Here is an 18,783-nt window from a genome sequence, read left to right as displayed (position 1 = left end):
CGCCACCCTGCCACGGCGTGCTCCCGGCCGGGCTCCCCTCCTAGGATGGGCACGTGAGCATCATCGACCTGCCGCTCCTCCCCCTCGGCAAGGGCCGCGACCTCGACGCCGAGCGCGGGGTGGAGTGCCCGGGTGACCTGCCGGCGGCGTCCGACCCCGACCTCGTCGCCCGCGCTCGCGCGGCCAAGGAGGCCCTCGGCGAGCGGGTCTTCGTCCTCGGGCACCACTACCAGCGCGACGAGGTCATCCAGTTCGCCGACGTCACGGGCGACTCGTTCAAGCTCGCGCGCGACGCTGCGGCGCGTCCCGACGCCGAGTTCATCGTCTTCTGCGGCGTGCACTTCATGGCCGAGTCCGCCGACATCCTCACCGGGCCCGGGCAGAAGGTCGTGCTGCCCGACCTGGCCGCCGGCTGCTCGATGGCCGACATGGCCCGGCTCCGCCAGGTCGAGGACGCCTGGGACGCGATGGCCGACGCCGGCATCCAGGACTCGGTCGTCCCGGTGACCTACATGAACTCCTCCGCCGACATCAAGGCCTTCTGCGGCCGCAACGGTGGGGTGGTCTGCACGTCGTCGAACGCCGACGTCGCGCTCGACTGGGCGTTCGCTCAGAAGGCCGACGTCGACGGCGGCGCCAAGATCCTCTTCCTCCCCGACCAGCACCTCGGCCGCAACACCGCCGTGCTCGAGATGGGCATCGGGCTCGACGAGTGCGTGGTGTGGGACCCGCTGCAGCCCGGCGGCGGGCTCACCGCCGAGGAGCTCCAGCAGGCGCGGATGATCCTGTGGAAGGGCCACTGCTCGGTGCACGGCCGGTTCTCCGAGGACGTCGTCGACGAGCTGCGCGCCAAGCACCCCGGCATCAAGGTGCTCGTCCACCCCGAGTGCAAGCACGAGGTCGTCCTCAAGGCCGACCTGGTCGGCTCGACCGAGTTCATCATCAAGACCATCGAGGCCGCCGAGCCCGGCTCGGTCTGGGCGATCGGCACCGAGCTCAACCTGGTCAAGCGCCTGGCCGACGCCCACCCCGACAAGACGATCGTCTTCCTCGACCGCAACGTCTGCTACTGCTCGACGATGAACCGCATCGACCTGCCGCACCTGGTCTGGTCGCTGGAGAACCTCGTCGCCGGCGAGGTGCTCAACCAGATCACCGTCGACCCCGAGACCGAGGCCGACGCCCTGGTGGCCCTCCAGCGGATGCTCGACCTGCCCGGCAAGTCCCACCGCGACTGACGGGCACCCGGTGCGCACGATCAGCGACGCCGAGCGCCGCAACCGCATCGGCGTACGGCACGGGCTCTCGCCCGCCCACCGCCTCGACAGCGTCGAGGCCGTCACCCGCGCGATGACCGTGCTCCACGCCACGGAAGCGGCGACGGTCCACCTCGCGGTGGCCGCCCGCTCCGAGGGCGTCGGGGTCGACGACGTCGACGCGGCGCTCTACGACGACCGCGCGGTGGTCAAGCAGCTCGCCATGCGCCGCACGCTGTTCGTCTTCCCCCGCGACCTCCTGCCCGCGGCGTGGGGCAGCGCGTCGGCCCGGGTGGCGACCGCGGAGCGCAAGCGGATCGCGAAGGCCATCACGGGGGCCGGCATCGCCGCCGACGGCGAGGCCTGGCTCGACGCCGCCCGCGCGGCCGTGCTCGAGCGGCTCGCCGACGGACCGGCGAGCGTGGCCGAGCTCCGCGCCTCCGTGCCGGAGCTGGCGGGGATGATCGGCGGCGACACGGACAAGACGTGGGACCGGCCGGTCTCGGTCGCGCCGTGGGTGCTCACCCACCTCGGCCTCGACGGAGCCACCCTGCGCGGGCGCAACGCCGGGCACTGGCGGCTCAACAAGCCGAGCTGGTCGCTCGCCGAGGACTGGCTCGGCGACCTCCCGGAGCCCCTCGACGAGGCCGCCGGCTATGCCGAGCTCGTCCGTCGCTGGCTGGCCACCTTCGGCCCCGGCACGGCGACCGACGTCCAGTGGTGGCTCGGCTCGACGAAGACCGCGGTCACCCGCGCCCTGGCCGAGGTCGGGGCCGTCGAGGTCGGGCTCGACGGCGGCGCGACCGGCTGGGTGCTGCCCGACGACTCCGACGTCGGGCCGGTCGAGCCCTGGGCGGCGCTCCTGCCGACGCTCGACCCGACCGTCATGGGATGGAAGCAGCGCGACTTCTACCTCGACCCGGCGCACGTGCCGTACCTCTTCGACACCAACGGCAACGCCGGCACCACGGCCTGGTGGGACGGCCGGGTCGTCGGCTGCTGGGTGCAGGACGGCGACGGCGCCGTCCGGCTGTCCCTCCTGGAGGAGGTCCCACCCGCGGGACGCGCGGCCCTCGACCGGGAGGCCGAGCGACTCACCGCCTGGCTCGACGGCACCGTGATCGGCAACGTCTACGCCTCGCGCCAGATGAAGCAGGCCAAGCTGCCCTAGACGCCCGCGCGTCCGGCTGCGTCACCAGCGATGGAGGGGCTCAGGGCTCCTCGACGACCGGCAGCAGGAACCAGAAGGTCGTGCCGCCGCCGTCGCGGGCCTCGACCCCCATCGAGCCGCCGTGGGCCTCGACGATCCGCCGGCACGTGGCCAGCCCGATCCCTGAGCCCTCGACCGACTTGTCGAGCCGGGCCAGCGGCGCGAACACCCGCTCCTCCTTCTCGGCGGGGATGCCGCGGCCGCGGTCGCGCACCTCGATCCGGTTGCCGGCGTCGACCGGGTGCGAGTCGACCTCGACCTCCGGCTCCTCGCCGTCGAGGGTGAACTTCACGGCGTTGTCCAGGAGGTTCATCAGGACCGATCGCAGCTGGGACCCGTCGCCCTGCGCGAGCGGGAGCGGGCCCACCTTGACGCGATCGCGCGAGACCCGGCCCGCGAGGTCGTCGAGCGCCGCGGAGAGCTCCATGTCCAGGTCGACGACGTCGGCGCCGGGTGCCTCGCCCTGCTGGGCGAACTCCAGCAGGTTGTTGATCAGGCCGTTCATCCGGTCGACCCCCCGGCGGGCTCGCGCGACGGTGTCGACCTGGAACGGATCGGTGACCTCGAGCTCCAGCGACTCCAGCGACAGCGAGACCGCCGTGAGCGGGTTCTTGAGGTCGTGGCTGACCTGTCCGGCGAAGTGGGCCAGCCGGTCGTTGGAGGTGGCGAGGCGGTCGTTCAGCTCGCCGAGGCGCCGCGACGCCAGCTCGAGCTCGAGCACGTCGACCACGCGGTCGGCGAGCTGCGACAGGCCTCGTGCGGCCTCGGGGGTCACCTCGTGGGTCTGGTCGTCGAACACGCACAGGGTCCCGATCGTGATCCCGCCCGGCGTGGTCAGCGGGTGGGAGCCGTAGTACTTGACCTCGGCGATCTCACCCGTGGTCCACGGGTTCTCGGCGAAGCGCACGTCCTCGCCGGCGTTCTCCAGCATGATCGGCTTGCCGCTCTCGACCACCAGACGGCACATCGAGTGGTCCACCGACGAGTCCTCGCCCTCGAACCCCGCGGTGGCCACCTGGTGCTGCGAGTGCGAGTCGAGCAGGTTGACCGCCGCGAAGGGCACCCCCGCGACCTGCGCGGCGAGCTCGACGAGCGAGTCCAGCTCCCGGCGGTGCGGACCGTCGATCACGTCGTACGCCGCCAGCGCGCGCTCGCGACGACGGCCTGCGTCGGGACCGCTCACAGGCCCGGCGCCTTCCAGACCGCGAGCCAGCGCTGGAGATCGGGTTCCATGGGGAGCTCCTGTCCGAGAAGGTCGCGCACCGACAACTCCAACAGGGTGTCACGTGACTGCTCGCCGGTGGGCGCGAATGGGTAGAAGGTGCCCTGCTTGTAGAGGTAGGTCAGGCCGAACTTCTGCCCGGCGGCGTTGGCGAACGGCACCATCGAGCAGAGCAGCCCGCCCTCGAACCCGTTGAGCTCGAGCGTGGTGTTGACCGCGTGCAGGTCGGTGCACAGGCCGGACATGTCGGCCGGCTCGCCGTCGACGACCAGCCAGGTGAACCCGAAGTCGTCGCGGGTCACGGTGACCGCGGGCGCCTCGGCGTCCTCGCCGATCAGCGCGACGACGTCCTGCTGGGTCTGCGCGAAGGCGGCGCCGGCCGCGGAGCGGTAGCAGACCGACCCGGTGCCGGTCGGCTCGAAGCCGAGCGCGGTCTGCAGGGTGATGGCCGCGCTGGGCACCAGGAAGAGCGCGTCGAGGTCGTTGCGCCTGGGCTTGGTGCGCGCCCGCATCGTCTCCCAGAGACCCATCGCCGTGCCCGCCCTCAGCCCGTCGGCCGGCTGAGCTCGGCCTGGATGCGCGCGAGCTGCTCGAGACGCTGCTGCAGCGGCGGGTGGGTCGCCATCAGGCCGCCCAGGCCGCTCCCGCGCAGGGCCGGGACGATGCACAGGGCGCTGGCCGCGCCGGCCGAGCGGAGGTCGCGCGTCGGCGTCGCGGCCGCCTGGCCGCTGATCTTCTGCAGCGCCGAGGCCAGCGCGGCGGGCTTCATCGTGAGGTAGGCGCCTGCGCGGTCGGCGCTCAGCTCGCGGTAGCGCGAGAGCAGGCGCAGCAGCAGGAAGCTGACGGCGTACACCACCAGGCTGACCAGGAGCGACACCATGGCCGCGGCCGCGGCACCGCTGTTGCGCGAGCGGCTCATCCCGCCGAACTGGGCGAAGCGCATGAGCAGCCCCGCGGCGATGCCGGCGGACGAGGCCACGGTCATGACCAGCACGTCGCGGTGGGCGACGTGGCTCAGCTCGTGGGCCAGCACGGCCTCGAGCTCCTCGGCGTCGAGCGCGTGCAGGATGCCGGTGGTCACGCAGACCACCGCCCGGTCCGGCGAGCGCCCGGTCGCAAAGGCGTTGGAGATCGCCATGTCCGACACCCCGACCCGGGGCTTCGGCATGTCGGCCAGCGCGCAGAGGCGGTCGATCATGCCGTGCAGCTCGGGCGCCTCCTGGGGCGTCACCTCGCGCGCGCGCATCGCCCGCATGGCGACCGAGTCGGAGCTCCACCACTGCCAGAAGGCGATGCCGATCGCCACGAGGGCGACCACGACGGCACCACCGGGGCTGCGGACGTAGAGGAGCACCATGGCCACCAGCGCGACGTAGAGCCCGCCGAGCAGGAACATGGTGAGGGTCATCCGGGCAGTGAGCCCGCCGTCCTTGATGAAGCGAGATGCGGCCATGTGGCGGGCGTCAGCCCGGGATGAGGCCGTCGTCGCCCAGGAGCTCGCGGACCTCGTCGATCGTGGCGTCCGGGGGCGGGAGGATCAGGTCGGACTCGTCGAGCGAGTCGGGGTCGTGGTGCGTCCCGCTCGCCCGCACGCCGGCGAGCAGACCCTGCAGAGCGGTGCGGAACATCGCCTCGTCGCCCGACTCGATGGCCTGCTCGATCTGGTTGTCGAGCCCGTTGAGCGCGTCGAGGGCGTGGTCGTCGAGGTCGTACTGGCCCTCGCCGAGGATCCGCACGATCATGCCGGGCCGCCCTCGTTGACCTCGCGCTTGACCGCCTGCTCCTCGGGGGCCTCCTCGAGGATGTCGCCGCCCGCCTCGATCGCGGGTGTCGGCTCCGGGGCGCTGAGGCCCTTGAGCCGGGCCAGCTCGGCCTCGACGTCGGAGCCGGAGCTGAGCGCGTCGAGCTCGCGGGAGATGTCGTCGCCGGCGTTGAACGAGGAGGCGTCGTCGAGGGCGCCGGAGGCGATCAGCTCGTCGATCGCGGCACCGCGCGCCTGCATCTGGGCCGTCTTGTCCTCGGCACGCTGGATCGCGAGGCCGACGTCGCCCATCTCCTCGCCGATGCCCGACATGGCCTCGCCGATGCGCGTCTGCGCCTCGGCTGCGGTGTAGGTGGCCTTGATGGTCTCCTTGCGGGTGCGGAAGGCCTCGACCTTGGCCTGCAGCCGCTGCTGGGCCAGGACGAGCTTCTCCTCCTCGCCCTGGAGGGCCGCCTGCTGCTCCTTGAGGTTCGTGATCTGCGTGGCGAGACCCGACTTGCGGGTCAGCGCCTCGCGCGCCAGGTCCTCGCGACCGGCGCCGATGGCCTTCTCGGCCTGCGCCTGCAGCTTGGCCGCCTGCTGCTCGATCTGGTTGACCTGGAGCTCGACCCGCTTGCGGCTGGTGGCGACGTCGGCCACGCCGCGACGGACCTTGGAGAGCAGCTCGAGCTGACGCTGGTAGCTGTAGTCGAGGGTCTCGCGGGGGTCCTCCGCCTTGTCCAGGGCCTTGTTGGCCTTGGAACGGAAGATCAGGCTGATGCGCTGCATGAGGCTCATCTGGGTGTGAACCCTCTCTGGGTCAGTCTCGTGACGGCTGGGCTGTCCCCTCACCCTAGAACCAAAGCCAAGCCGTAGGTAGGGCGTCCCCCGCCCGCCCCGGCCGTACGACGTCGGCGTGGCCGCGACGGCGTACGGCGATAGGCTGCCCCCAGCATCCGATCCACGTGAAGGCAGCGCCTTGTTCCGTCGCAACAGCACCGAGCCGGAGACCACCCCGACCCACGACAAGGTGGGCGGCAAGGGTCGCCCCACCCCGTCGCGCAAGGAGGCCGAGGCGGCCGCCCGCGCCCGTGCCAAGGTGCCGCGCACCCGCAAGGAGCAGGCCGCCGCCCAGCGCGGCGCGCGCGGGGACACCTCGCGCAGGATGCGCGAGGCGATGAAGACCGGCGACGACCGCTACCTCCCGGCCCGCGACCGCGGCCCGGTGCGTCGCTTCATCCGCGACTTCGTCGACGCACGCTTCTCGTTCATCGAGCTGATGGTGCCGCTGCTGATCGTGTCGATGATCCTCGGCTACAACGGCAGCACCGTGCAGCTCGGCAACACGCTCCTGTTCACCACGCTGCTGGTGATCATCGTCGACATCGTGATGCTCCGGTTCCGCCTGCGGCGCGAGCTGGCCCGCCGCTTCCCCGGTGAGACGCCCAAGGGAGCGACGCTCTATGCCGCCATGCGCTCCCTGCAGATGAAGTTCCTGCGCCTGCCCAAGCCCCAGGTCAAGATCGGCGAGAAGCTCCCCGAGACCTATCGATGACGCACTCGCACTCCGGCGGACCGACCGCCGACGTGTCGGTGCGCATCGCCTGGTCCGACGACGCCCCCGCGATCGCCGCGGTCCAGGTGCGCGCGTGGCCCGAGATGTACGCCGACCTGCTGCCGGCAGGCGTGCTGCCCAGCGACGTCGATGCCGTGGCCGCCCAGTGGCGCCAGCTGCTCACCCGCCCCGCCGACGCCCGCAACCGGGTGCTGGTGGCGCTCGAGCGCAACCGCGTCGTCGGCTTCGCGCTCACCTCCCCCGCCGCCGACCCCGACTGCGACCCGGTCGCCGACGGTGAGCTGGCCGAGGTCACCCTCGACCCCGCCGAGCGCGGCAAGGGCCACGGCTCCCGCCTGCTCCAGGCCGCTGTCGACACCCTGGCCGCCGACCGGTTCACCCGTGCGACCACCTGGATCACCGTCGGTGACGACGCGCTGCGCACGTTCCTCACCGACGCCGGCTGGGCCCCCGACACGGCCCACCGCGAGCTCGACCTCGACGGCTCCGGCACCACCCGGGTCAAGCAGGTCCGCCTGCACACCGCCATCGGCTGACCGTCCCCGACCTGGGTGAAACCCACCCCTGGGGCTGCTTGCATTTCGCGTGACCGGGGTCACTATGGAGGTCCGGCCACTCAGCCGGTCCGCACCCGGGGGTCCACATGCTAGGTCCGCTTCCCTCGCTCCACAGGTTCGCACTCGTCCTCGCCGCGCTGGTGGTCTGCGTCGGCATCGGGTTCTGGCTCGGCGTCGTGCCGGAGATCCCGCTCAACGTCAGGGTCGGCCTGCTGGCGGGCGGCGCGGCCGGTGTCGCGGCCGCCTTCGTGCTGGTCCACGACTTCCACCAGCGCCACGTGCGCCCCTCCCGGATGCGTCGCCACCGCCTCTGAGCCGTCGCCCGGCGAGCAGGTGGGACCCGGTCCGGCGGGCCCGCGGTGATGTCCTAGCCTCGGGTCGTGCCCGACGCTGCCCTCACTCCCGCGGAGCGCTCGTCGATCGTCCGTGACAGCCTCGCCGTGGGTGTGGCCACGGGCGCGTACGGCATCGGGTTCGGCGCCGTCTCGGTCGCGTCCGGGCTGAGCGTCCTGCAGACCTGCGCGCTCTCGCTGCTGATGTTCACCGGCGCCAGCCAGTTCGCCCTGGCCGGAGTCGTCGCGGCCGGCGGAGCACCCCTGTCGGGCGCTGCGACCGCGCTGCTGCTGGGCACCCGCAACACGCTCTACGGCCTGCGAATGGCGCCCGTCCTCCAGTGGCGGGGCTGGCGCCGGTTCGCCGCCGCCCACGTGCTCATCGACGAGTCGACCGCGATGTCGGTCAACCGCCCGACCACCGAGGGGGCGCGGGTCGGCTTCCTCACGACGGGCGTCTCGGTCTTCGTCCTCTGGAACGTCGCGACCGCCATCGGCGCGATCGCCGGCGAGGCGGTCGGGGACCCGCGGACGTACGGCCTCGACGCGGCCGTCGGCGCGGCGTTCCTCGCGCTGCTCTGGCCGCGGCTCCAGGACCGGCGCAACGTCGTGGTCGGGCTCCTGGCCGCCGCCGTCGCGCTCTCGATGGTCCCGATCACGGCGCCCGGCGTGCCGGTGCTCGCGGCGGGCGGCGTCGCCCTGCTGGTCGGCGCGCTGGCGCGCACTCCGCGCCCGACCCGGGCGCCCGGTCCCGACGACGCGGCGGGAGGTCACCGCTGATGTGGACCGCCGTGCTCCTGGCGTGCCTGGGGTGCTACCTGCTGAAGCTCGCCGGGATGTCCCTGCCCGAGCGGGTGCTCAGCCACCCCACCGTCGAGCGGGTGGCCGACCTGATCCCGGTCGCACTGCTGTCGGCGCTGGTCGCCGTCCAGGTCTTCGCCGGCGGTGGCGACGGTCCTGCGCTCACGCTGGACGCGCGGGCGCTCGGCCTGGCCTTCGCCGTCGTCGCGCTGCTGCTGCGTGCGCCCTTCCTGGTCGTGGTGGTGGGGGCGTCGGTCGTGGCGGCCCTGTCCCGCCTCGTCTGACGCCCCCACCACACCCCCGCGAGGGGCGCCCTGGGTGAGGGGCGTCCCTCAGCCGACCGAGACCGCGCTCCAGGCGGCGGCCACGGTGTCGTACTGGGTGCTGCCCTGGCCGTAGAGGTCCCGGGCGGCGCTGAGCGTCGCGGTGCGCGCGCCGGCGTAGGTCGTGCTCGACGTCATGTAGACCGTCAGCGCGCGGTACCAGATGTCGCCGGCGGCCTCGCGGCCGATGCCGGTGACCGACGAGCCGTTGCAGGTCGTCGAGCTGTGGGCCACGCCGCCGATCGTCTTGGCACCGCTGCCCTCGGCCAGCAGGTAGAAGAAGTGGTTGCCGATGCCCGAGGAGTAGTGGACGTCGACGTCCTTGGCGCCGGTGCTCCAGCAGTCGAGGGACGAGCCGTCGCTCGAGGGTGTGTCCATCCGGCGGAAGCCGCGGTGCTGGGTGAGGTCGAACTGCTCACCGATCAGGTAGTCGGCCGGGTCGTTGGCGTTGTCGGCGTAGAACTCCACCATCGTGCCGAAGATGTCGGACGTCGCCTCGTTCAGGCCGCCGGACTCACCGGAGTAGGTGAGGTTGGCGGAGTTCTCGGTGACGCCGTGCGACATCTCGTGGCCGGCGACGTCGAGCGAGACGAGCGGGCCGAAGTCGACGCCGTCCCCGTCGCCGTAGGTCATCTTGCTGCCGTCCCAGAAGGCGTTGACGTAGCCGTTGCCGTAGTGGACCCGGTTGAACGACCCGCGGCCGTCGCCCCAGATGCCGTCGCGGCCGTGGGTGTCCTGGAAGTAGTCCCAGGTCTCGTTGGAGCCGTACTGCGCGTCGGCCGCGGCGCTGGCGCGGTTGCCCGTGGTGCCGTCACCGAAGGTGGTCGACGTCGAGGTGAAGGTGGTGCCGGCCGAGCAGCCCATCTGGAGGATCTGGCACAGGACCGAGTCCTCGGCGTTCTTCATGTCGGTCGTGTAGGTCCCGCCGCGCGTGGCGTCCTTGAGCGTGTACGACGACCCGGACCCGCTGACCTGCAACGGCACGTCGCCGCTGTAGAGCGTCTCGCCGTGGCCGTCGACGTTGACGATCTGCTGCTCGCTGCGGATCACCAGGCCTGTCCTCGCGTCGACGTACGTCGCCAGGCGCGAGGGTGTGCCGTCGGCCTGCATGCCGCCGGTGAGCACCTCCCACGCGAGGCGGGGCCGGCCGCTGGTCGCGTCGACGACGAGCTCGCCGGCCTCGGCCTTCCCGTCTCCCCGGACGGCGGTGCTGCGCGCGTTGCGGGCGAGCACGGTGCGCTGGGCGGCGGCCCTGGCGACCGACGCCTCCGTGGCGAGGGTGAGCGGTGCGGCCAAGGTCTGGCTGACGCCGTCGAAGGCGTCCGCGGCATCGCGGTGCACGACGAGGTCGCCGCCGAGGACACGGAGCCCGTCGATGGTGCGGTCGAAGCGGACGTGGGTGCTGCCGTCGGCATCGGTGACCGTGCCGGTCGCGACGAACGCCTGCCCGTCGGTCGCGCGCGCGGCGCCGGGGTGCCGCTCGAGCGCCGCGAGGGCGTCGGAGACGACGCCGGCGCGAGCGTCGGTGGTCGACGCCGACGGTGCGCCCTGCGCACTCGTCGCGGTCGTCAGGGGCAGTGCGGCTGCCGCGGCGGCGGCGACCGCGAACGCGGCCAGTCCTGCAGTTCGGCGCATGGAGAAACCCTCCCGAGAGTGTGCCGGGTCCCCGAGTGGACCGCGGCGGTCACGTCCTCAACGAGGACAGGCGACCGGGAGTTACACGACCGGCGCGGATCAGTCGAGGTCGAGGAGGTCCTCGAGCCCGACCGTGAGGCCGGGACGGCTCGCGACCGCCCTCACACCGACCAGCACCCCGGGCGTGAAGGACACCCGGTCGAGCGAGTCGTGGCGGATGGTGAGGGTCTCCCCCGCCGTGCCCAGGAGCACCTCCTGGTGCGCGACGAGGCCGCGCACCCGCAGGCTGTGGACGCGGACGCCGTCGACGTCGGCGCCGCGTGCGCCGTCGAGCCCGGTCGAGGTCGCGTCCGGCATCGGGGCGCTGCCGGCCTCGCGACGGGCGGCGGCGATCAGCTCGGCGGTGCGTCCTGCCGTGCCGGAGGGCGCGTCGGCCTTGGAGGGGTGGTGCAGCTCGACGACCTCGACGGACTCGAAGAACGGCGCCGCCTGCGCCGCGAAGCGCATCATCAAGATCGCGCCGATGGAGAAGTTGGGGGCGATGAGGACACCGACACCCGGGGCGTCGGCCAGCCACGCCTCGAGCTGGTCGAGCCGGCCCTGGTCGAAGCCGGTCGTGCCCACGACCGCGTGGATGCCGTGCTCGATGCAGAACCGCAGGTTGTCCATCACGACGTCGGGATGGGTGAAGTCCACCACCACCTGCGCGCCCGCACGGACCAGCTCGGCGACGTCGTCGCCGGCGTCGACCGCCGCGACCAGCTCGGTGTCGGGCGCGGCCTCGACGGCCCGGCAGACCTCGGCCCCGACCTTGCCGCGCGCCCCCAGCACGCCGACCGCGACGACCGGCTCGTCCTGCGTGCCGCCCTGGTCCCGATCCTGCGTCCCACCACCTGTGCTCACGGGCCAAACCTATCGGTCGGGGCAGATCGCGAGTGGCGGTGGCTGACTCGTCGACCCCGGTCTGGCAGGGTAGAGACCATGCCTGCCCCGACCATCCCGCCGCGCATCAAGTGGGCCGTCGACCTGATGGACGTCCAGCCGAACGACCAGGTGCTCGAGATCGGCTGCGGCCCCGGAGCCGGTGCCGAGGCCATCTGCGCCCGGCTCGAGACGGGCAAGCTGTTCGCGATCGACCGCTCGGAGTCCGGCGTCGACCGGACCAAGCGCCGCAACCAGAAGTACGTCGACGCGGGCCGGCTCGTCGTACGCCAGATCGACCTCGCCACGCTGCGGGTGCCGGTGAAGCGCCTCACCAAGGTCTTCGCCTTCAACGTGAACCTGTTCTGGGTGCGCGACTGCCAGGACGAGATCGCCCTGCTCCACGAGCGCGTGGTTCCCGGCGGCGCGGTCTACCTCTTCTACGAGGCGGCCCGCCCCGAGCTCGTCCCCAACATCGTCAAGAAGGCGTCCGAGAACCTCGTCCGCGGCGGTTTCCGGGTTAGCGTGGTCGAACAGAAGGCTCCCCCGGTCATCGGGCTCATCGCCCGCCGCTGACCCGCTCGCCGACCTCCTCCAGCGCGGCCAGCACCCGGCGTACGGCACGCCTCCGGGCGCGGTCGGCACGCAGGATCGCGACGATGTTGCGACCCGAGTCGATGCCCGCGAGCGGCCGGAGCACCACCTCGTCGCCCGCCGGCGCGGTGAACCGCGGCAACACCGCCAGGCACTCGCCCGCACCCACCAGCGCCTCGACGAGGAGGTTGTCGCGCATCCGCTGGCGCACGTCGACGCGGGTGCCGGTCGCCTCCTCGACCGCGAGCCGCACGGTGTCGAACGGATAGCCGAGCGGTACGCCGATCCACGGCCACGCGGCCACGTCGTCGGCCGTCACCTGCTCGTGCCCGGCGAGGGGGTGGTCGCGGGCCATCGCGATGTCGAGGGGCTCGCGCGCGAGCTGCCGGACGACCAGGTCCTCGGTGTGCGGAGGCACGAGGTGCGCACTGTGGGCGATCACGATGTCGTGGTCGAGCACCTGACCGGCGAAGGCGGCCTCGGCGATGTCGACGTCGGTGCAGACCACCTCGATCGGCTCGTCGGCGAGCTCGCGGAGCACGCCCGGCAGCAGGAAGGTCGCCGCACTGGGCAGCGCGGCCACGGACACCGTTCCGGCCGCAGTGCCGTGGAACTCCTGCCACCGCGCCTCGGCCTCGGCGATCGCCACCGCGACGTCGCGGGCCGCCTCCGCGAGCACCCTTCCCGCCTCCGTGAGCCGGAGCCCACGACCGCTCGCCTCGACGAGCGTGGCGCCGAACGCGCGTTCGGCGCTCCTGAGCTGCTGGGACACCGCCGACGGGGTCCGGTGGCCGGCGGCGGCGACCGCGGTCACGCTGCCGCGGTCGTCCAGCTCGCGGAGCAGTTCGAGGTGCCTCACGTCCATGTAGCCAGCCTACACAACGAGGTGTGATTCTTTCACTTGTCCTTCATCATGCCGTGCCGGAGGCTGGTCCCGTGCCCACCCGTCACCGCCTCCTCGCCGTCGTCGTCGCCCTCTGCTGGGGGCTCAACTTCCTGGCGATCGACGCCTCCCTGCAGCACTTCCCGCCGTTCTTCCTCGTCGCGCTGCGGTTCGCGCTCATCGCCGTCCCGACGATGCTGTTCGTGCCCGTGCCGCAGGTCCCCCTGCGGTGGCTGGTCGGCTACGGACTGGGGTTCGGCACGTTCCAGTTCCTGTTCCTCTACTGGGGCATGGCGGCGGGCATGCCGGCCGGCCTGTCCTCGCTGGTGCTGCAGGCGTCCGCGCCGTTCACCGTGGTCCTGGCCAGCGTGTTCCTGCGCACCCGGCTCGCCCCGCGGGCGTCACTCGGCGTGCTGGTGGCAGCGGTCGGGCTGGCCGTCGTCGGCTGGCAGCGGCTCGACGGCCCGGCCGCGTTCGCGCCCTTCGTGCTCGTGCTGGCCGGGGCGCTCGCGTGGGCCGTGGGCAACATCTGCACCGCGCAGGCCCGGGCGCCCCACCCGCTCCACCTCACGCTGTGGATGTCGGTGGTGCCACCGCTGCCGATGCTCGCCCTGTCGCTCGTCGTCGAGGGACCGAGGCGGATCGCCGACTCGCTCACCGACTGGGGCTCCCCCGCCACCCTCCCGGCCCTCGTCGGGCTGGCCTACACCATCGTCGTCGGGACCCTGGTGGGCTCGGGCATCTGGTCGTGGCTGATGGCCCGGCACCCGGCCGGCACGGTGGCGCCGTTCTCCATGCTGGTCCCCGTCGTGGGGATGAGCGCGGCGTGGCTGGCGCTCGGCGAGACGGTCAGCCGGGGCGAGGTCGCCGGTGCCGTGCTCGTCGTGGGCGGGGTGCTGGTCGCGACGCGGCCGCCACGACCAGCGGCGCTCGTCCTCGAGGCGGAGCCGGCGCCGCAGCCGGAGCCGGGGTCAGAGCCGGGGTCGGAGAGGGTGGTCAGCCCTGCGGACCGACGACCGCGAGCAGCTCGGGCTGGCTGAACAGCTCGCGCGCGAGCCGCGACACGTCGTCGAGGGTGACGGCCTCGATCCGGGCGACCACCTCGTCGATGGTGAGCAGGTCGTCGTGGACCAGCTCGGCCTTGCCGATGCGCGACATCCGCGACCCGGAGTCCTCCAGGCCGAGGACCAGGCCGCCCTTGAGCTGGCCCTTGCCCCGCTCGACCTCCTCCTCGGTGAGGCCGTGCTCGGCCACCTTGGCGAGCTCGGTGCGCACGGTCTCCAGCACGGCGTCGTACTTGCCGGGCAGGCAGCCGACCGCGACGCCCACGACGCCGGCGTCGGCGTGGTGGGTCGCGAAGGAGTAGACGGAGTACGCCAGGCCGCGCACCTCGCGCACCTCCTGGAACATCCGGGACGAGGTGCCGCCGCCGAGGGCGGTGTTGAGCACCCCGAGGGCGTAGCGCCGCGGGTCGGTGCGGGTCAGGCCCTTCACGCCGAGCACGAGGTTGACCTGCTCGAGCGGACGGACCGTGGTCGAGGTGCCCGGGCTGACCTTGCGGGCCTTCTCCGACTGCTCGGAGGGAGCCGGCGTCGCCTCGCCCTCCAGGAAGCCCTCGCGACCGAACGCGGCACGCACCTGGCGTACGACCGAGGCGTGGTCGATGTTGCCGGCGACCGACACGACCATGTTGTCGGGACGGTAGTGGCGGCGGTAGAAGCGGTGGACCTGGGCCCGCGTCATCGCGCTGATCGAGGCCTCGGTGCCGGCGATCGGCCGACCGAGCGGGGTGTTGGCGCCCCAGGCCTGCTGGGCGAAGAGGTTGTGGACCACGTCGTCGGGGTCGTCGTCGTGCATGGCGATCTCGTCGAGGATCACGTCGCGCTCGGCGTCGACGTCGAACGCGGTGATGGTCGAGGCGGTGATCATGTCGCCGAGCACGTCGACGGCCGTCGCGAGGTCCTCGTCGAGGACCCGGGCGTGGAAGACGGTGTACTCCTTCGTCGTGAAGGCGTTGAACTCCCCGCCGACCGCGTCGAGCGCGACGGAGATGTCCATCGCGGAGCGCTCCGGGGTGCCCTTGAAGAGCAGGTGCTCGAGGAAGTGCGAGCAGCCGTGCAGGGCCGGGGTCTCGTCGCGCGACCCGACGTTGACCCACACGCCGATGCTGGCCGAGCGGGAGCCGGCCATCTGCTCGGTGACGATGCGCAGGCCGCTGGGCAGGACCGTACGACGGACTCGGGAGGTCACCGCACCTTCGGCGTCCTTGACGGTGTGGAGGGTGCGGGTGGTGCCGTTCTTCTGCACGGGGGTCCTTCGGTGATGGCGGGAGAGCCACGAGCCTGCTGCTCGGGGTGGTGCTGTGCCCTGAAAAGGGCCCACGACCGGCCGGCCAGGCGGCCGACCGGTCGTGGGTGGTGCGTCAGGTGAGGATCACTCGGCGTCGGTCGCCTCGTCGGACTCCTCGGAGCCCTCGGCCTCGTCGACGACGGGGACCAGCGAGAGCTTGCCGCGGTCGTCGATCTCGGCGATCGAGACCTGGACCTTCTGGCCGACCGAGAGGACGTCCTCGACGGCCTCCACGCGCTTGCCACCGGCCAGGGCACGGAGCTTGCTGATGTGGAGCAGGCCGTCCTTGCCCGGCATGAGCGAGACGAAGGCACCGAAGTTGGTGGTCTTCACGACGGTGCCGAGGTAGCGCTCGCCGATCTCGGGCATCGTCGGGTTGGCGATCGCGTTGACCGCGGCCTTGGCGGCCTCGGCAGCCTCGCCGTTGGTCGCACCGATGTAGACCGTGCCGTCGTCCTCGATGGACAGCGTCGCGCCCGTGTCGTCCTGGATCTGGTTGATGATCTTGCCCTTCGGACCGATCACCTCGCCGATCTTGTCGACGGGCACGCGGACGGTGATGATGCGCGGCGCGTGGACCGACATCTCCTCCGGCGCGTCGATCGCCTCGGCCATCACGTCGAGGATCGCCAGGCGCGCGTCGCGGGCCTGGGTCAGCGCGGAGGCGAGCACCTCGGCAGGGATGCCGTCGAGCTTGGTGTCGAGCTGGAGGGCCGTGACGAACTCGCGCGTGCCGGCGACTTTGAAGTCCATGTCGCCGAACGCGTCCTCGGCACCGAGGATGTCGGTCAGCGCGACGTACTGGGTCTCGCCGTCGACCTCACCGGAGATGAGGCCCATCGCGATGCCCGCGACGGACGCCTTGAGCGGCACGCCGGCCTGCAGCAGCGACAGGGTCGAGGCGCAGACCGAGCCCATCGAGGTGGAGCCGTTGGAGCCCATCGCCTCGGAGAGCTGGCGGATCGCGTAGGGGAACTCCTCGCGCGAGGGCAGCACGGGCAGGAGGGCGCGACGCGCCAGGGCGCCGTGGCCGACCTCGCGACGCTTGGGCGAGCCCACGCGGCCGGTCTCGCCGGTGGAGAACGGCGGGAAGACGTACTTGTGCATGTAGCGGCGGTGCTTCTCCGGGGAGAGCGTGTCGAGCTGCTGCTCCATCTTGAGCATGTCGAGGGTGGTGACGCCCAGGATCTGGGTCTCGCCACGCTCGAACAGCGCGGAGCCGTGGACGCGCGGGATCACGTCGACCTCGGAGTGCAGCGGACGGATGTCGGCCAGGCCGCGGCCGTCGATGCGGATCTTGTCGCGCAGGACGCGCTCGCGCACGACCGCCTTGTTGAGCGAGCGGAAGGCCGCCCCGATCTCCTTCTCGCGGCCCTCGAACTGGCCGGCGAGCGACTCGAGCAGCGACGCCTTGAGCTCGTCGGTCCTCGCCTCGCGCTCCTGCTTGTCGCCGATCTGCATGGCGGCGGTGAGGTCGGCCTTGGCGGCGGACTCGACCGCGGCGTAGACGTCGTCCTCGTAGTCGAGGAAGACCGGGAAGTCCTGGACCGGCTTCGCGGCCTCGGCGGCGAGCTGCGACTGCGCCTCGCACAGCTGCTTGATGAAGGGCTTCGCGGCGTCGAGGCCGCTGGCCACGACCTCCTCGGTGGGCGCCTGGGCGCCGCCCTGGATGAGGGCGATGGTCTCCTCGGGGGCCTCGGCCTCCACCATCATGATGGCGACGTCGCCCGAGTCGGTGACGCGACCGGCGACGACCATGTCGAAGACGGCGTTCTCGAGCTGCGAGTGCGACGGGAAGGCGACCCACTGGCCCTCGATGAGCGCCACGCGGACGCCACCGACCGGACCGGAGAACGGCAGGCCCGAGAGCTGGGTGGACATGGACGCTGCGTTGATGGCGAGCACGTCGTAGGGCATGTTCGGGTCGAGCGCCATGACGGTGATGACGACCTGGACCTCGTTGCGCAGGCCCTTCTTGAAGGTCGGGCGCAGCGGGCGGTCGATCAGGCGGCAGGCGAGGATCGCGTCCTCGCCCGGGCGGCCCTCGGACCGGAAGAACGAGCCGGGGATCTGGCCCACGGCGTACATCCGCTCCTCGACGTCGATCGTCAGGGGGAAGAAGTCGAAGTGGTCCTTGGGCGTCTTGCCCGCGGTCGTCGCCGAGAGCAGCATGGTCTCGTCGTCGAGGTAGGCCGTGACGGCACCGGCCGCCTGGCGGGCGAGCAGGCCGGTCTCGAACTTGACCGTGCGCTTGCCGAAGGAGCCGTTGTCGAGAACGGTCTCGACAGCGGAGATGATGGGTTCACTCATGGAAGCAGGATCTGCTTTCTCTTCGCGGAGCGATCCGCGACGCCGCATGAGGTGCCGGTCTTCGATCGAAGCCCGCAGATCGAGGATCTGAGAGCCACTACCGAGGACCGAGCCGGGATTCGCGGGTCGCTCCTGGATCTCTGTGTGTTCAGTTGTGTGGTTCCGGGGCCGACACTAGCGCGGCGGGACCCCCGAAACCGAGCGGAGCGGCTCCCCGTGTCGGGGAACCGCTCCAGTGGTTCAGCGTCGGAGGCCGAGGCGCTCGATGATCGAGCGGTAGCGCTCGATCTCGGTCTTCTGCAGGTAGTTCAGCAGGCGACGGCGCTGGCCGACCAGCAGCAGCAGGCCACGACGGCTGTGGTGGTCGTGCTTGTGCTGCTTGAGGTGCTCGGTGAGGTGCGAGATGCGGTGGCTGAGCAGCGCGATCTGGACCTCGGGGGAACCGGTGTCACCCTCGACAACGGCGTACTCGGCGATGATCTTCTTCTTGGTCTCCGCGTCGGTACCAATCGACATGGGGGCTCCTTCGGTTCTCGTTGCGCGGCGCGCCCGGGCCTGTTCACCGGGGCACTCTGGTTCCGCGGCCGTCATGACGGCATGTCACCCGTGTGGGCAACCGGGGAAGCATATCGAGGCGCACGACCGCGGCCCAATCCACGAGGGTCGCGGACCGGGCGCGGGCGATGGCCGCAGAGGGGCTCGACGGGGCTCGAAGTTGCTCGGAGGTGCTCAGACCGCCGGCGGGGGCGGGTCGGACTCGGTGGTGCGCTGCGTGGTCGCCTGACGACCGGACGCGTCGGTCGTGGTGGCGGTGGTGGTCTGCTGGCGGCGGGTGTTCTGCTGCACGAGGGTGAGCAGCAGCCAGACCGCACCCGCGGCGACGAGGATCCAGCCCACCGTGGTGACCTGGACGGGTCCCACCTGCTGCTCGGTCAGCGCCAGCGACAGCACCAGCCCGATGACGATGAGACCGATCGGTCCTCCGTAGCCCATGGCGTTCTCCCCTTCGTGTCGGTGATGCCCGGCTCCAGCCCGGCGGCGGCAAGTGTGCACCACCGGGCTCCCGGTGCGGA

21 protein-coding genes are annotated in these 18,783 nt (G+C 72.0%); 9 read left to right on the top strand and 12 right to left on the bottom strand.

The genetic code is table 11. The annotated features are described in order from the left end of the window. Positions 1–53: 53 nt before the first annotated feature. Positions 54–1,238: a quinolinate synthase NadA gene (gene nadA, locus EUA93_RS14700; RefSeq protein WP_129400815.1), complete on the top strand. Its 1,185-nt coding sequence runs from the start codon at positions 54–56 to the stop codon at positions 1,236–1,238. Positions 1,239–1,248: 10 nt separating this feature from the next. Continuing rightward, positions 1,249–2,427, top strand: coding sequence for a winged helix DNA-binding domain-containing protein (locus EUA93_RS14695; RefSeq protein ID WP_129400814.1), 1,179 nt, complete (start codon positions 1,249–1,251; stop codon positions 2,425–2,427). Positions 2,428–2,467: 40 nt separating this feature from the next. Here the strand turns inward: EUA93_RS14695 and EUA93_RS14690 are convergent, their stop codons facing one another. Genes EUA93_RS14690 through EUA93_RS14670 form a run of 5 tightly spaced genes read right to left on the bottom strand, consistent with a single transcriptional unit; the run spans position 2,468 to position 6,227 of the window. Beyond that, positions 2,468–3,649 carry a GAF domain-containing sensor histidine kinase gene (locus EUA93_RS14690; protein WP_129400813.1) on the bottom strand — a complete coding sequence of 394 codons (1,182 nt, stop codon included), beginning with the start codon at positions 3,647–3,649 and terminating at the stop codon, positions 2,468–2,470. After that, positions 3,646–4,218 carry a PspA-associated protein PspAB gene (pspAB, locus tag EUA93_RS14685; RefSeq protein ID WP_129400812.1) on the bottom strand — a complete coding sequence of 191 codons (573 nt, stop codon included), beginning with the start codon at positions 4,216–4,218 and terminating at the stop codon, positions 3,646–3,648. The genes EUA93_RS14690 and pspAB overlap by 4 nt, the downstream gene beginning before the upstream one ends. A 14-nt stretch (positions 4,219–4,232) precedes the next feature. Next, positions 4,233–5,141 carry a zinc metalloprotease HtpX gene (htpX, locus tag EUA93_RS14680; protein ID WP_129400811.1) on the bottom strand — a complete coding sequence of 303 codons (909 nt, stop codon included), beginning with the start codon at positions 5,139–5,141 and terminating at the stop codon, positions 4,233–4,235. Between the two features lie 10 nt (positions 5,142–5,151). Beyond that, positions 5,152–5,430: a PspA-associated protein PspAA gene (gene pspAA, locus EUA93_RS14675; protein ID WP_090971874.1), complete on the bottom strand. Its 279-nt coding sequence runs from the start codon at positions 5,428–5,430 to the stop codon at positions 5,152–5,154. Next, positions 5,427–6,227: a PspA/IM30 family protein gene (locus EUA93_RS14670; protein ID WP_129400810.1), complete on the bottom strand. Its 801-nt coding sequence runs from the start codon at positions 6,225–6,227 to the stop codon at positions 5,427–5,429. Before EUA93_RS14670 ends, pspAA begins: the two co-directional genes overlap by 4 nt. 181 nt (positions 6,228–6,408) lie before the next feature. Here EUA93_RS14670 and EUA93_RS14665 point away from each other — a divergent pair, with 181 nt between their 5' ends. The 5 genes from EUA93_RS14665 (at position 6,409) to EUA93_RS14645 (ending at position 8,979) form a co-directional block, all read left to right on the top strand. After that, positions 6,409–6,984 carry a DUF3043 domain-containing protein gene (locus EUA93_RS14665; protein WP_129400809.1) on the top strand — a complete coding sequence of 192 codons (576 nt, stop codon included), beginning with the start codon at positions 6,409–6,411 and terminating at the stop codon, positions 6,982–6,984. Beyond that, complete coding sequence (locus EUA93_RS14660) at positions 6,981–7,541, top strand: GNAT family N-acetyltransferase (RefSeq protein WP_129400808.1); 561 nt, start codon at positions 6,981–6,983, stop codon at positions 7,539–7,541. The genes EUA93_RS14665 and EUA93_RS14660 overlap by 4 nt, the downstream gene beginning before the upstream one ends. A 107-nt stretch (positions 7,542–7,648) precedes the next feature. Further along, a complete protein-coding gene (locus tag EUA93_RS14655; protein WP_129400807.1) occupies positions 7,649–7,876 on the top strand; it encodes a hypothetical protein in 228 nt (75 codons plus the stop codon). A gap of 66 nt (positions 7,877–7,942) precedes the next feature. Further along, positions 7,943–8,674 (top strand): AzlC family ABC transporter permease, encoded by a 732-nt coding sequence (locus tag EUA93_RS14650; RefSeq protein ID WP_129400806.1) that lies wholly within the window; start codon positions 7,943–7,945, stop codon positions 8,672–8,674. After that, on the top strand, positions 8,674–8,979 hold the full coding sequence (locus tag EUA93_RS14645; RefSeq protein ID WP_129400805.1) for an AzlD domain-containing protein: 306 nt from the start codon (positions 8,674–8,676) through the stop codon (positions 8,977–8,979). Before EUA93_RS14650 ends, EUA93_RS14645 begins: the two co-directional genes overlap by 1 nt. A 48-nt stretch (positions 8,980–9,027) precedes the next feature. Here EUA93_RS14645 and EUA93_RS14640 read toward each other — a convergent pair whose 3' ends face one another. Next, positions 9,028–10,653, bottom strand: a complete 1,626-nt coding sequence (locus EUA93_RS14640; RefSeq protein ID WP_129400804.1) for a M4 family metallopeptidase — start codon at positions 10,651–10,653, stop codon at positions 9,028–9,030. Between the two features lie 99 nt (positions 10,654–10,752). Beyond that, positions 10,753–11,484, bottom strand: a complete 732-nt coding sequence (dapB, locus tag EUA93_RS14635; protein ID WP_420819078.1) for a 4-hydroxy-tetrahydrodipicolinate reductase — start codon at positions 11,482–11,484, stop codon at positions 10,753–10,755. A 150-nt stretch (positions 11,485–11,634) separates the two neighbouring features. Here dapB and EUA93_RS14630 point away from each other — a divergent pair, with 150 nt between their 5' ends. Further along, a complete protein-coding gene (locus tag EUA93_RS14630; protein ID WP_129400802.1) occupies positions 11,635–12,150 on the top strand; it encodes a class I SAM-dependent methyltransferase in 516 nt (171 codons plus the stop codon). Here the strand turns inward: EUA93_RS14630 and EUA93_RS14625 are convergent. Beyond that, positions 12,134–13,027, bottom strand: a complete 894-nt coding sequence (locus EUA93_RS14625) for a LysR family transcriptional regulator (protein WP_207208691.1) — start codon at positions 13,025–13,027, stop codon at positions 12,134–12,136. The genes EUA93_RS14630 and EUA93_RS14625 overlap by 17 nt on opposite strands. Before the next feature lie 77 nt (positions 13,028–13,104). Between EUA93_RS14625 and EUA93_RS14620 the strand changes: the two genes are divergently transcribed. Next, complete coding sequence (locus EUA93_RS14620) at positions 13,105–14,091, top strand: EamA family transporter (protein WP_129400800.1); 987 nt, start codon at positions 13,105–13,107, stop codon at positions 14,089–14,091. On the opposite strand, the gene EUA93_RS14615 is transcribed toward EUA93_RS14620, so the two are convergent. The 4 genes from EUA93_RS14615 to EUA93_RS14600 all read right to left on the bottom strand — a co-directional run bounded on the left by EUA93_RS14615 (position 14,048) and on the right by EUA93_RS14600 (position 18,703). Then, positions 14,048–15,358, bottom strand: a complete 1,311-nt coding sequence (locus EUA93_RS14615) for a M16 family metallopeptidase (protein WP_129400799.1) — start codon at positions 15,356–15,358, stop codon at positions 14,048–14,050. The genes EUA93_RS14620 and EUA93_RS14615 overlap by 44 nt on opposite strands. A 126-nt stretch (positions 15,359–15,484) precedes the next feature. Then, positions 15,485–17,710, bottom strand: a complete 2,226-nt coding sequence (locus tag EUA93_RS14610; protein WP_129400798.1) for a polyribonucleotide nucleotidyltransferase — start codon at positions 17,708–17,710, stop codon at positions 15,485–15,487. A gap of 240 nt (positions 17,711–17,950) precedes the next feature. Next, on the bottom strand, positions 17,951–18,226 hold the full coding sequence (gene rpsO, locus EUA93_RS14605; protein WP_129400797.1) for a 30S ribosomal protein S15: 276 nt from the start codon (positions 18,224–18,226) through the stop codon (positions 17,951–17,953). Positions 18,227–18,439: 213 nt separating this feature from the next. Further along, positions 18,440–18,703: a DUF6458 family protein gene (locus EUA93_RS14600; protein WP_129400796.1), complete on the bottom strand. Its 264-nt coding sequence runs from the start codon at positions 18,701–18,703 to the stop codon at positions 18,440–18,442. Between the last annotated feature and the right edge of the window lie 80 nt (positions 18,704–18,783).

Origin of the sequence: Nocardioides oleivorans (genome assembly GCF_004137255.1) — a bacterium.
Taxonomy (GTDB): Bacteria; Actinomycetota; Actinomycetes; order Propionibacteriales; family Nocardioidaceae; genus Nocardioides; species Nocardioides oleivorans.
The sequence above is the reverse complement of the archived record's forward strand: the minus strand, read 5'-3'. Positions and strand labels throughout refer to the sequence as shown.

What these genes read in the sequence shown, in the direction of transcription:
- pspAB (WP_129400812.1), bottom strand. Translation starts at nt 4,218, where the DNA reads ATGGGTCTCTGGGAGACGATGCGGGCGCGCACCAAGCCCAGGCGCAAC.
- htpX (WP_129400811.1), bottom strand. Translation starts at nt 5,141, where the DNA reads ATGGCCGCATCTCGCTTCATCAAGGACGGCGGGCTCACTGCCCGGATG.
- pspAA (WP_090971874.1), bottom strand. Translation starts at nt 5,430, where the DNA reads ATGATCGTGCGGATCCTCGGCGAGGGCCAGTACGACCTCGACGACCAC.
- EUA93_RS14670 (WP_129400810.1), bottom strand. Translation starts at nt 6,227, where the DNA reads ATGAGCCTCATGCAGCGCATCAGCCTGATCTTCCGTTCCAAGGCCAAC.
- EUA93_RS14660 (WP_129400808.1), top strand. Translation starts at nt 6,981, where the DNA reads ATGACGCACTCGCACTCCGGCGGACCGACCGCCGACGTGTCGGTGCGC.
- EUA93_RS14655 (WP_129400807.1), top strand. Translation starts at nt 7,649, where the DNA reads ATGCTAGGTCCGCTTCCCTCGCTCCACAGGTTCGCACTCGTCCTCGCC.
- EUA93_RS14645 (WP_129400805.1), top strand. Translation starts at nt 8,674, where the DNA reads ATGTGGACCGCCGTGCTCCTGGCGTGCCTGGGGTGCTACCTGCTGAAG.
- EUA93_RS14640 (WP_129400804.1), bottom strand. Translation starts at nt 10,653, where the DNA reads ATGCGCCGAACTGCAGGACTGGCCGCGTTCGCGGTCGCCGCCGCCGCG.
- EUA93_RS14630 (WP_129400802.1), top strand. Translation starts at nt 11,635, where the DNA reads ATGCCTGCCCCGACCATCCCGCCGCGCATCAAGTGGGCCGTCGACCTG.
- EUA93_RS14610 (WP_129400798.1), bottom strand. Translation starts at nt 17,710, where the DNA reads ATGAGTGAACCCATCATCTCCGCTGTCGAGACCGTTCTCGACAACGGC.
- rpsO (WP_129400797.1), bottom strand. Translation starts at nt 18,226, where the DNA reads ATGTCGATTGGTACCGACGCGGAGACCAAGAAGAAGATCATCGCCGAG.
- EUA93_RS14600 (WP_129400796.1), bottom strand. Translation starts at nt 18,703, where the DNA reads ATGGGCTACGGAGGACCGATCGGTCTCATCGTCATCGGGCTGGTGCTG.